The sequence below is a fragment of the Pseudomonas sp. NPDC089547 genome (assembly GCF_050280665.1).
Lineage (GTDB): Bacteria > Pseudomonadota > Gammaproteobacteria > Pseudomonadales > Pseudomonadaceae > Aquipseudomonas.
In genome coordinates this window covers 1-11,649 of sequence record NZ_JBNNVS010000084.1, presented here as the reverse complement: position 1 = coordinate 11,649, position 11,649 = coordinate 1, and the positions used below count along the sequence as shown (strand labels likewise).

The window sequence follows — 11,649 nt, the reverse complement described above, 5'->3', positions numbered from 1 at the left end:
TCTCCCACGGTCTGTACTGCGCGAACAGTCAGAAGCGAGTTATGACCCTCCTCCTCCCTTCAAGTCCTACCATACAAGCGGGTTTACCCGCGAAAGGGCCAGAGCAGGCGACGGCATAACCAAAGTGTTTTTTGTTCTTTAACCCCCTTCAAGCCACCCGCTATAGTCGCTGGCAATCTGCCCCAATAACCTTCAAGAACAAGGAAGCAACGTGAAAAAACTCTTCACCGCCTCGCTGCTCGCCGCAGGCCTGGCCCTGGGCAACATCGCCCAGGCCGCCCCGACCCTGCTCAACGTCTCCTACGACGTGATGCGCGACTTCTACAAGGACTACAACCCGGCCTTCCAGAAGCACTGGGAAGCCGAGCACAAAGAGAAGGTCAACGTGCAGATGTCCTTCGGCGGCTCCAGCAAGCAGGCGCGTGCAGTGATCGATGGCCTGCCGGCCGACGTGATCACCATGAACATGGCCACCGACATCAACGCCCTGGCCGACAATGGCAAGCTGGTGCCGGACAACTGGGTGAGCCGCCTGCCCAACAACAGCGCGCCGTTCACTTCGGCCACCGTGTTCATCGTGCGCAAGGGCAACCCGAAAGCCCTGAAAGACTGGCCCGACCTGCTCAAGGACGGCGTGCAGGTGATCGTGCCCAACCCGAAGACTTCGGGTAACGGCCGCTACACCTACCTGTCCGCCTGGGGCTATGTGCTCAAGCAAGGCGGTGACGAGGCCAAGGCCCGTGACTTCGTCGGCAAGCTGTTCAAGCAGGCGCCGGTGCTGGATACCGGTGGCCGTGCCGCCACCACCACGTTCATGACCAACCAGATTGGTGATGTGCTGGTTACCTTCGAGAACGAAGCCGAAATGATCGCCCGCGAGTTCGGCCGCGACCAGTTCGAAGTGGTTTACCCGAGCGTGTCGGCCGAAGCCGAACCACCGGTTAGTGTGGTCGACAAGGTGGTGGCCAAGAAAGGCACCCAGGCCGTGGCCGAGGAATACCTGAAATACCTGTGGTCGCCAGCTGCCCAGGAAATTGCCGCACAGAACTACCTGCGCCCGCGCGATGCAACGGTGCTGGCCAAGTACACCGACCGGTTCCCGAAAGTGGACTTCCTGTCGGTGGAGAAAACTTTTGGTGACTGGCGCACCGTGCAGAAGACCCACTTCAATGATGGTGGCGTGTTTGACCAGATCTATACCGGTCAGTAATTTGATATAGGCAGATCCGGCCCCTTCGCGGGCAAGCCCGCTCCCACAGGAATAGTGCAAAACCCAGGCCTACGACAATCCTGTGGGAGCGGGCTGGCCCGCGAAGGGGCCCGGCCAGGCAACATCAACCCTGACGGAATACCAAGGCCTTCAGCCCGCCAGCCGGGTCCACATCCGGAAATTCCGGCGGGTTCTCCAGCCGCTCGACAAACACCAACGAAGACGCCTGCTCCGCCATCCCCTCGATCAGGAATTCCGGCCCGATACCCGGGTCGTTGACACACGCCAGCACCGCTCCCCCCGCATTCAGCAACTCCGGCAGACGCCGCAGGATCTTCGCGTAATCCTGGGTCAGCACAAAGCTGCCACGCTGGAAGGTAGGCGGGTCGATGATGATCAGGTCGTAAGGCCCGTACTTGCGCACCTTGCCCCATGACTTGAACAACTCATGCCCCAGATACGCCACCCGCGAGGCATCGTGACCATTCAGGCGGTGGTTGTCCCGGCCGCGAGACAACGCCGACTTGGCCATGTCCAGGTTCACCACCTGCTCGGCACCGCCGGCAATCGCCGCTACCGAAAAGCCGCAGGTGTAGGCAAACAGGTTCAGCACGCGCTTGCCCGCCGCCTGCTCGCGCACCCAACGCCGGCCGTAGCGCATGTCGAGGAACAGGCCATTGTTCTGTCGCACGCCCAGGTCCAACAGGTAGGTAAGGCCGTCTTCGACCACCTCGCGCTGCTGGCACGGCTCGCCCAGCAGCCACTGGCCGGGGCTGTCGGGCAGGTAGCGGTGCTGGATGAGGATGGCCTGGCCGGCCCATTGCGGGCGCTGGGCCAGATTGCGCAGCATGGTTTCCAGCTCGGCCAACTGCCCTTCGGGCATCTCGCGGAACAAAGCGACCGATAACACACCTTGCAGCCAGTCGACGGTGACCTGCTCCAGGCCCGCCCAGCAGCGGCCACGGCCGTGGAACAGGCGGCGGGTTTCCTGCGGCGCAGGGTCAAGGGCGGCGAGCAGGTGTTGCTCCAGGGTGTGGATTGGCGAAGTCATGGTGGGTCGCAAGCTGGCAAAGAGCGGCATTCTACCTTGCTGGCCTCTTCGCGGGTAAACCCGCTCCCACAGTGACCACACAGGTCTTAAGGCATGTGCAGTACCCGCGAAGAGGCCAGCAAGGTCAGCTCAAGGCTTGACTGCAACCCGTGTCGGCCGGAACCACCACCCCTGCTGCATCCCAGCCGCTGCCAGCAGGATCAAGCCAACCCCAACCCATTGCAGCGGTGCCAACCGGTGCCCGAACGCCACCCAATCCACCAGAATTGCCGCAATCGGGTAAATGAACGACAGCGCCCCGGTCAACGCCGTAGGCAAGCGCTGGATGGCGCTGTACAACAGCACATACATCAACCCTGTATGCACCATGCCCAGCGTCAGCAAGCTGGCCAGTGCCGGCACTTCACCCGGCAACCCACCCAACTTGACCCACGGCGCCAGCAGCAGCACCCCGGTGGTCACCTGGATCAGTGCAATCAGGTGCGGTGGGGTGCCGCTCAGCCGCTTGATGATCAACGCCGCAATGGCATACAAAAACGCCGCCCCCAGCGCCAGGGCAATGCCCAGCAGATAGTCTTCACCACCACCCTGCCCTGCACCATGGGCACTGACGATGGCCAGCATGCCAAGGAAGGCAACACTCAGCCAGGTGACCTTGGCCAGGGTAATCTTTTCGCCCAGAAACACTGCCGCCAGCCCCACCAGCATGAACGGCTGCACGTTGTACACCGCCGTGCCGATGGCGATCGACGCCCGTGAATACGAAGCAAACAACAGCACCCAGTTGCCGACAATGGCCACACCACTGGCAATCGCCAACAGGAACGCCGTGCGGCTGATCACCCCCAGCCGCAAAAAGCCGAACGCGGCGCATATCATCAGAAGGGTCACGGCGCCAAACACGCAGCGCCAGAACACCACCTCAAGCACCGGCTGGCCAGACACCAGCACGAACCAGCCGATAGTCCCGGAAATCAGCATGGCAGCGACCATTTCCAGCGAGCCACGGCGCAATGAACTGTCCATCTCACACCTCCCGTTGACGATGGCAACAGTATGCAAAGGTTGCAGCCTCACCCTCCAGCGGATAACCAAGGCAAATCTGCAACCTTACCTTTACTATCAAGGCAAATAACGTGATTTACCTGACGAGGTGACCATGACCGATGCCATCGACCAACTCTTGATCAATGCACTGATGGAAGACTCGCGCCGCTCGCTGAAGGCCCTGGCGCAGGTCAGCGGGCTGTCCGCGCCCAGTGTCAGCGAACGCCTGCGCCGCCTGGAGGAACGCGGCGTGCTGCGCGGTTACACCGTGGAGGTCGACCCGCGCGCCTTTGGTTACCAGTTGCAGGCCATCGTGCGCATTCGCCCGCTGCCGGGGCAGTTGCAGGAGGTGGAGCGGCAAATCATCGCCATCCCCGAGTTCACCGAGTGCGACAAGGTTACAGGCGAGGACTGCTTCATTGCCAGGCTGCATGTGCGCTCGATGGAGCAACTGGACACCCTGCTCGACCGCATCAATGTGCTGGCCGAGACCAACACCGCAATCATCAAGAAGAGCCCGGTGAAACGGCGGCTGCCGCCGATGGATTGAGGGGCCGGGACAGAAAAACCTGACTATTTTTTGTACACAGGAATGTCACCTTAAGTGCCATTTTTGTGTGCACTTTCTCCGGTAACGCCCCAATACGTTACACACTACCCTGCAACTAATTTTGACCACTTGATCAACTAATTATCAGTCTAAAAATTTAAACCTGTTTATTTGGTCAACTTATAATCACTTAAATTCATGAACTTATCTTTCGAAGCCACGTATTTGAAATGATAGGCCTTTAACGCCTGCTCTTTCCTTGGCATGGAACTCGCTTTTGTGTCCTCGTGTTTTGTATACAAACCAAACAAAACATAAATACACAAGAACCCGCGACGCCGGTCCAATCCCGGCCGCCGCGCCCAGAACCCTGTGATGCCAAGCTGCACCGACGAGATGGCGAGCCCGTGCGCATGCCCGCTCATCGCAGTCACTGTGCATCAGGAGCCGCCGGAATGAGTAGCAGCCTCGACCTTGCCCCTGAACAATCCGTCGCCAGCACCCACCCCGCTTCCACACTTGCCGGCAGCCAGCCGACACTGGCGCTTAGCCCACGCCTGCATAACCGCGACCTCGCCCCGACGCGCATCGAGGGCCGCCGCTGGGGTGGCTACAGCATCTTCGCGTTGTGGACAAACGATGTGCACAATATCGCCAACTATTCGTTCGCCATGGGCTTGTTCGCCCTCGGCCTGGGTGGCTGGCAAATCCTGTTGTCGCTGGCGATTGGCGCGGCGCTGGTGTACTTCTTCATGAACCTGTCCGGTTACATGGGGCAGAAAACCGGGGTACCGTTCCCGGTCATCAGCCGCATCGCCTTCGGCATCCACGGCGCGCAGATTCCGGCGCTGATCCGCGCCGTCATCGCCATTGCCTGGTTCGGCATCCAGACCTATCTGGCCTCGGTGGTGCTACGTGTGCTGCTCACCGCCGTGTGGCCGCAAGTGGCCGCCTATGATCAGGACAGCATCCTTGGCCTGTCGAGCCTGGGCTGGGTGTGCTTCGTGTCGATCTGGCTGGTACAGCTGGTGATTTTGGCCTACGGCATGGAAATGGTGCGCCGCTATGAAGGCTTTGCCGGCCCGGTCATCCTGCTGACCGTGGCTGCGCTGGCCGTGTTCATGTACTTCAGGGCCGACGCACGCATCGCCTGGTCGGTGGCCGAGCCGCTCACCGGGTATGAGATGTGGCGCAATATCTTCGCCGGCGGCGCCCTGTGGCTGGCGATCTACGGCACCCTGGTGCTGAACTTCTGTGACTTCGCCCGCTCTTCGCCGTGCCGCAAGACCATACGCGTAGGCAACTTCTGGGGGCTGCCGGTGAACATCCTGGTGTTCGCCGTGATCACGGTGGTGCTGTGCGGCGCGCAGTTCCAGATCAATGGCCAGATCATCGACAGCCCGACGCAGATCGTCGCCGCCATTCCCAGCACAGCGTTCCTGGTGCTCGGTTGCCTGGCCTTCCTGATCGTCACCGTGGCGGTGAACATCATGGCCAACTTTGTCGCCCCGGCGTTCGTGCTCAGCAACCTCGCCCCGCGCCACCTCAACTTCCGCCGCGCCGGGCTGATCAGCGCCACCGTGGCCGTGCTGATCCTGCCGTGGAACCTGTATAACAGCCCGCTGGTGATCGTGTACTTCCTCTCCGGCCTGGGCGCCCTGCTGGGCCCGCTGTACGGGGTGATCATGTCCGACTACTGGTTGCTGCGCAAAGGCTGCATCAACGTGCCGGAGCTGTACACCGAACACCCCACCGGCGCCTACCACTACAGCAAGGGCATCAACCTGCGCGCCGTGGCCGCCTTCGTGCCCGCCGCACTGTTGGCCATTGTCCTGGCCCTGGTGCCGAACTTCCATGGCATCGCGCCGTTCTCCTGGCTGATCGGGGCCGGCATCGCCGCTGCGCTGTACCTGCTGATCGCCCCGCGCAACCGCCACTACCACGATGTCAGCGGCGAATGCATTGCCGTCGACCACAGCAGCCACTGATCAGGGAGGATTACCCATGCGTATTCTGATCGCCAACGTCAACACCACAGAAGCCATCACCGAAGCCATCGCCGAGCAGGCCCGCAGCGTGGCCGCCCCCGGTACTGAAATCATCGGCCTGACACCGTGGTTCGGCGCCGAATCGGTGGAAGGCAACTTCGAAAGCTACCTGGCCGCCATTGCCGTGATGGACCGGGTACTCGCCTACGAAGGCCCCTACGATGCCGTGATCCAGGCCGGTTACGGCGAACATGGCCGTGAAGGCTTGCAGGAATTGCTGGATGTACCGGTGGTGGACATTACCGATGCGGCCGCCAGCACGGCGATGTACCTGGGCCATGCCTACTCGGTGGTGACCACGCTGGACCGCACCGTGCCGCTGATCGAGGACCGTCTGAAGCTGTCCGGCCTGTATGACCGCTGCGCCTCCGTGCGAGCCAGCGGGCTGGCGGTGCTGGAACTGGAAGCCGACCCACAGCGGGCCGTGGAGGCAATCGTCGAGCAGGCCGAACGGGCCGTGCGTGACGACAAGGCCGAGGTGATCTGCCTGGGTTGTGGCGGCATGGCCGGGCTGGATGAACAGATTCGCCAGCGTACCGGAGTGCCGGTGGTTGATGGCGTGAGTGCGGCGGTAACCATTGCCGAATCGCTGGTGCGGATGGGGTTGAGTACATCCAAGGTGCGCACTTATGCCACGCCGAGGGTGAAGAAGGTGGTGGGTTGGCCGATGCGGTTCGGCCGCTAGTCCTTTACTTGCCCGTACCGGCCTCTTCGCGGGCAAGCCCGCTCCCACAGGGATCCCACGGTCTTCAGGCTTGTGGTTTTCCTGTGGGAGCGGGCTTGCCCGCGAAGAGGCCGGTACAGGCAAACCGCTGCACTGCCACAGGCCATGACTGAAACCCTTAGGTCGGGCAGCTATGCGCCCCGTCATTCAAACCCTGCCGCACGTTGCGGCTCAGCAGACTGGCCTTGCCGTCATGCCAGGTCAGGGTCAGTACGTAGAGGGTGTCGAAGTCATCGCCGTTCCAGTCCTGGGTAATTACCCGATCTTCACCCAGGGCCTTGCCCGCCACGGTATTGATCAGCTCCGGGAGGTAACCGTGGGACCACGCGGTATAGACGGTCGCATTGCGGTATTTGTCGCTTAGCAACTCATCCGCCAATTCATCGGTGTCGTTGGCGCCATAGTCGATGTTCACCGGCAGGCCCAAACGGATGGCGCTGGGGGTAATGGTCATCAGCGGGCGAATGTAGCTGTAGCTTTCATCCTTGCTGCCTTCCTCGACATGCCGTGAGGGGTTGGCGGCAAACACGAAGTCTGCCTTGCCGAAACGCTCGGGCAGCAGCGTGGCCAGGTCCAGCGCACGGTTGAGTCCCTGGCAGTTCAACTGGCCCAGCCCCTCGCCCGGCTTTTCGGCATGGCGCAGAAACACCAGGGTCTGGGTGCCATCCACCGGTTGCGCGCGGCTTTCGACAGCCTCCAGAGCCAGCGGTACTGCGACAGCTGTCAGCACCAGGCTCAGCAGCAAGTGACGGCGACGGTGGAGGAATGTTGGCAACTTCATCAAGGCAGGCTCGTGTGGCAGTAAAAAAATCGGGTTACCCGCCACATCGCCCCATCCGTTGCAGGGCGACCGTGTAGTGAATGCCATCCTTGGCAACGCGTGAGGGTCAGAGTGCCCCGAACCCGTTTGGTTCCTCCCTGGAGGTGAATGCCGTTCCCTAGGCAAGGCCTAAGTTACGGGATGGGTGTTGCGCAATTGTGTAAGGTGCAAGAACCTGGGGTTGCACTGCAGGCGCTCAATCATCCCGTGTCAGCACTTCCAACAGTTCAATTTCAAACGTCAGGTCCGAATTCGGCGGGATCGCCCCTACACTGCGTTCGCCATAGCCCAAATGTGCCGGCACCAGCAGCTTGCGCTTGCCGCCCACGCGCATGCCCATCAGGCCCTGGTCCCAGCCTTTGATCACCCGGCCGGTGCCGATCACGCACTGGAACGGTTTGCCGCGCGACCAGGACGAATCGAACTCACTGCCATCGGCCAGCCAGCCGGTGTACTGGGTAGTGATCAGGGCGCCTTTGACGGCGGCTTTGCCATCACCCACTACCAGGTCGATGATCTGCAATTCTTGGCTCACGGGCACACTCCAATGCGGGAAAACAAAGGCGCCCTTTTCTCAGGAATGCACCGGTTTGGCAAGCTCACGTGGCGTTTCATGCTGGCGCATCGACCACAGTACACCGCCAACCACCAGCACGATTGCCGCGGCTTCCAGCAGGCTCGGCCCGGTCTGCCGCCACAGGAAGGCATACAGCAGCGCGAACAGGGTCTCGAACACAATCAGTTGCCCGCTCAGGGTCAACGGCAAGCGTTTGGATGCGGCATTCCACAACGCCATCGCCAGCCATGAACCCAGCACCGCGCAGCCCAGGCTGGCCGCCCAGAACAACCACCAGCGCGACATGGGCGCTTCAACCTGCAATTGCTGCGGCTGCCACAGCGCAAGCCCGGCGACCATCAACAGGCTGGCCAGGCCAGTCATCACCCCACACAGCACCGACCACTGATGGCTGTCGAAATGGCCACACTGCTTGAGGTAGCGGCTGTTTTGCACGGCGTACCAGGTCCAGCAGGCCAGGGCCGCCAGCGCGTAAAACAGGCCCATCAGCTTGTCGCCGATAGCACCGGGGGCAAACGCGAAGGTTTCCAGGTTGATGCACAGCATGCCGGCAAGAATCAGCGCCAGCGGGCCGACCAGCCGCGCCAGGGGCACCGCGCCGCTGTCGTTGCGGCCATACAGGGTGATGGTGAGCGGCAACACGCCGACGATCAGCGAAGCCGGGGCAACACCCAGCCGCTGGATCGCCGCCACCAGCAACACGAAGTACACCAGGTTGCCGATCACTGCCAAACGCAGCAGCATCCACGCATCGCTTGCCGTCAGCTGGCGTAACTGGCGCGCCATCGGCAGCGCCAGCAGCAACGAAATCACCCCGACCATCAGGTAGCGCACGCTGCTCAGCAGCATCGGGTTGAACTCGGGCAGCAGCTCGGGAACCATCAGCACCATGCCCCACAACGCACCGGCCATGCCGGCGTACATCACACCGCGTTTCACGTGTCTGCTCCTGTTTGAAGATGAGCGCAGGCTACCTGTATGCGGCGTGTCGGGCAAAAAATGAATACACAGGGGCGACAGACCACCATCAGCTGTTCTGCTCGAACACCTCCTGGCCGGTCAGCTCTTTGGTCTGGTTGGCAAAGCAGTACCAGGCGGGTTTCTCTTCCACGAAAATCTGCATGTTGAAATCCCACTCCTGGTCGCCATCGAGTAGGCCGACCGGTATGGCATGGAAGTCGTTGGCCTTGAGCCGGTAGTACAGGTGCGTGCCACACTGGCCGCAAAAAGCGCGCTGTGCCCAGTCGGACGAATCGTAGACGCTTGGTGCACGCCCCTCGATCAGCGGGGGCTTGCTGCAATCAACCACCAGCAGCGGGCCACCGGTCCACTTGCGGCACATGCTGCAATGGCAGGCGCTGATGTGGGTATTGTCGACGGTGACGGTAAGCCGGGTGGCGCCGCACAGGCAGGTGCCGTGTTTTTCCAGGGCCATGGCTGGCTCCTTGAACAGGGGTTGGGCCATGTAGGAGCGGCCTTGTGTCGCGATGGGCTGCAAAGCAGCCCCGGATTGACGCATCAACGCGAAAATCGAGGGGCCGCGTTGCGGCCCGATCGCGACACAAGGCCGCTCCTACAGGCAGACGGTGTCAGCCTGTTAAATATAGACAGTTCCGCGCAAGTACAACGCCGCCCGCCCACTGATGATCACCCGGCTATTCCCCGGCACTTCACACAACAGCTGCCCTTTGCGCGCCCCACCCTGCTCGCACGCCAGCACCTGCTTGCCCAGCCGCTCGGCCCACACTGGCGCCAGCGAGGTGTGCGCCGAACCCGTCACCGGGTCTTCGTTCACACCAACGTTGGGGCCGAACCAACGGGTGACGAAATCAAAGCCACGTCCTGCTGCGGTTACGGCTATGCCGCGCACATCGAAGGCCGACAGTGCAACGAAGTCTGGCTTGAGTGTGTCGAGCAACAATGCATCATCGATCACCACCACATAGTCGTCGCTCTGGTACACCGCCTGCGCCTGGCTCAAGCCCAGCGCTTGCAGCAACCCTGCTGGGATGTCCACGGCAACCGGTTGTTTGGCCGGAAAGTCCATGGCCAGCAACCCATCGGCATTACGGCTGACACGCAATTCGCCACTGCGGGTATTGAAGCGCAGCACTTGCGCCTGCTCGCCCAGTTGCTCGAACAGCACATAAGCCGACGCCAGGGTGGCGTGGCCGCACAGGTCAACTTCTACGGTCGGGGTGAACCAGCGCAGGTCGAAGGTTTCGCCGTTGCGCACGAAATAGGCGGTTTCCGACAGGTTGTTTTCTTCGGCAATGCGCTGCAGCACATCGTCCGGCAGCCAGCTTTGCAGCGGGATCACTGCGGCCGGGTTGCCACCGAACGGTTCGGCAGAAAAGGCATCGACCTGGAAAATTTCGAGTTGCATGCACACACTCCTTGTTGCCCGGGTGTTGCCAGGCAGATGGCTGAAAAAGGTTTACGGGCGAACCGGGGTCAAGACTGGTTCACCGGCAAAGAATGCCTGCAGGTTACGCAGTACCAAGGTCACCGTGTCGCGTGCGGCATCCGGTGACTGGCCGGCTACGTGGGGCGTGAGCACGGTGTTGCCAAGCGCCTTGAGGGCGTCGGGCACGGCCGGCTCGTCATCGAACACGTCCAGCGCGGCACCTGCCAGTTGGCCCTGCTGCAGTGCGGTGACCAGCGCATGCGTGTCGACAACGCTGGCACGGGCGATATTCACCAGGTAGCCCTCGGCGCCCAGGGCCTCCAGCACTTGGGCATCGACCAGGTGCTGGGTGTTGGCGCCACCGGGGGTGGCCACGACCAGGATGTCGACGGCAGCGGCCAGTTGCAGCGGGCTGTCGTACCAGGTGTAGGGCACCTCTTCGCGCGGCGTGCGGCTGTGGTAACTGACGGACATGTCGAAGCCCAGGTTGGCGCGCTTGGCAATCGCCTGCCCGACGGCACCCAGGCCCAGGATGCCCAGGCGCTTGCCACTTACCGAGGGGCTGATGACGCGGTTCCATTCGCCACGGCGGGTGCTGGCATCAGCGTGGGGGATATCGCGCAGCAGCGCGAGTAGCAGGGCAAGGGTGTGGTCGGCGACTGCGTTGGCATTGGCACCGGCGCCATTGGTAACGGCGATACCGCGAGCGGCGGCAGCGGCCATATCGACTTGCTCGTAGCCGGCGCCGATTACGCAGATGATCTGCAGGTTGGGCAAGGCATCGATTTCGGTGGCAGTGAGGCCCAGCGGGCCGCGAGTCAGTACGGCATCGATTTCATTGGCGTGTTGCTGGATGACGGCGGTGCGCAATTGCGGCGAGGGGGCGCGTATCAGGCGGTAGCCGGCCTGCTCCAGCAAGGGCAGGTAATCGTCGACGGTTTCCACCAGTACCAGGACTGTTTTGCGCATGTCACCTCCGGTCAATTCGAAGGATCATTATGCGGAATGAGCAACCAGTACAGTCAATAGAAATAACAAGGTAAAACTGTACTGTACCGCCGCCCCCCCTCCGCTCCGCCGTTGATCTTGATCTTGATCTTGATCTTGATCTTGATCTTGATCTTGATCTTGATCTTGATCTTGATCTTGATCTTGATCTTCGCGACTTCAGGAGGCCGAGCGGAGGGATTGCGGAGGGAGGTGACGGGCATGGAT

At 61.7% G+C, this 11,649-nt stretch carries 13 protein-coding genes; 4 read left to right on the top strand and 9 right to left on the bottom strand.

The genetic code is table 11. The features are described 5' to 3' along the window. Window positions 1-211: 211 nt before the first annotated feature. A complete protein-coding gene (locus ACQKPZ_RS27535) occupies window positions 212-1,210 on the top strand; it encodes a sulfate ABC transporter substrate-binding protein (RefSeq protein ID WP_427544344.1) in 999 nt (332 codons plus the stop codon). 124 nt (window positions 1,211-1,334) lie between these two features. Here the strand turns inward: ACQKPZ_RS27535 and ACQKPZ_RS27530 are convergent, their stop codons facing one another. Next, window positions 1,335-2,291 carry a class I SAM-dependent methyltransferase gene (locus ACQKPZ_RS27530; RefSeq protein ID WP_427544341.1) on the bottom strand — a complete coding sequence of 319 codons (957 nt, stop codon included), beginning with the start codon at window positions 2,289-2,291 and terminating at the stop codon, window positions 1,335-1,337. A gap of 99 nt (window positions 2,292-2,390) precedes the next feature. After that, window positions 2,391-3,287 carry a DMT family transporter gene (locus tag ACQKPZ_RS27525; RefSeq protein WP_427544339.1) on the bottom strand — a complete coding sequence of 299 codons (897 nt, stop codon included), beginning with the start codon at window positions 3,285-3,287 and terminating at the stop codon, window positions 2,391-2,393. Window positions 3,288-3,420: 133 nt separating this feature from the next. Between ACQKPZ_RS27525 and ACQKPZ_RS27520 the strand changes: the two genes are divergently transcribed. From ACQKPZ_RS27520 to ACQKPZ_RS27510, 3 genes are all read left to right on the top strand, one after another. Beyond that, window positions 3,421-3,858, top strand: coding sequence for an Lrp/AsnC family transcriptional regulator (locus tag ACQKPZ_RS27520; RefSeq protein WP_043197208.1), 438 nt, complete (start codon window positions 3,421-3,423; stop codon window positions 3,856-3,858). A gap of 455 nt (window positions 3,859-4,313) precedes the next feature. Continuing rightward, window positions 4,314-5,846: an NCS1 family nucleobase:cation symporter-1 gene (locus ACQKPZ_RS27515; protein WP_391133826.1), complete on the top strand. Its 1,533-nt coding sequence runs from the start codon at window positions 4,314-4,316 to the stop codon at window positions 5,844-5,846. Between the two features lie 16 nt (window positions 5,847-5,862). Continuing rightward, a complete protein-coding gene (locus tag ACQKPZ_RS27510; protein WP_391133829.1) occupies window positions 5,863-6,591 on the top strand; it encodes an aspartate/glutamate racemase family protein in 729 nt (242 codons plus the stop codon). 157 nt (window positions 6,592-6,748) lie between these two features. Here the strand turns inward: ACQKPZ_RS27510 and ACQKPZ_RS27505 are convergent, their stop codons facing one another. The 7 genes from ACQKPZ_RS27505 to ACQKPZ_RS27475 all read right to left on the bottom strand — a co-directional run. Next, window positions 6,749-7,411 carry a histidine phosphatase family protein gene (locus tag ACQKPZ_RS27505; RefSeq protein ID WP_427544336.1) on the bottom strand — a complete coding sequence of 221 codons (663 nt, stop codon included), beginning with the start codon at window positions 7,409-7,411 and terminating at the stop codon, window positions 6,749-6,751. A 235-nt stretch (window positions 7,412-7,646) separates the two neighbouring features. Then, window positions 7,647-7,985, bottom strand: a complete 339-nt coding sequence (locus tag ACQKPZ_RS27500; protein ID WP_427544333.1) for an FKBP-type peptidyl-prolyl cis-trans isomerase — start codon at window positions 7,983-7,985, stop codon at window positions 7,647-7,649. Between the two features lie 39 nt (window positions 7,986-8,024). Continuing rightward, window positions 8,025-8,966: a DMT family transporter gene (locus tag ACQKPZ_RS27495; protein ID WP_427544330.1), complete on the bottom strand. Its 942-nt coding sequence runs from the start codon at window positions 8,964-8,966 to the stop codon at window positions 8,025-8,027. An 88-nt stretch (window positions 8,967-9,054) separates the two neighbouring features. Continuing rightward, complete coding sequence (locus ACQKPZ_RS27490; RefSeq protein WP_427544347.1) at window positions 9,055-9,462, bottom strand: GFA family protein; 408 nt, start codon at window positions 9,460-9,462, stop codon at window positions 9,055-9,057. Between the two features lie 162 nt (window positions 9,463-9,624). Next, entirely contained in the window at window positions 9,625-10,413 is a 789-nt protein-coding gene (locus tag ACQKPZ_RS27485) for a PhzF family phenazine biosynthesis protein (RefSeq protein ID WP_427544327.1), read from the bottom strand. Between the two features lie 51 nt (window positions 10,414-10,464). Beyond that, window positions 10,465-11,403 (bottom strand): 2-hydroxyacid dehydrogenase, encoded by a 939-nt coding sequence (locus tag ACQKPZ_RS27480; protein ID WP_427544324.1) that lies wholly within the window; start codon window positions 11,401-11,403, stop codon window positions 10,465-10,467. A gap of 53 nt (window positions 11,404-11,456) precedes the next feature. Then, the coding region (locus ACQKPZ_RS27475) for a hypothetical protein (protein WP_427544321.1) at window positions 11,457-11,649 on the bottom strand (193 nt) is incomplete at its 5' end.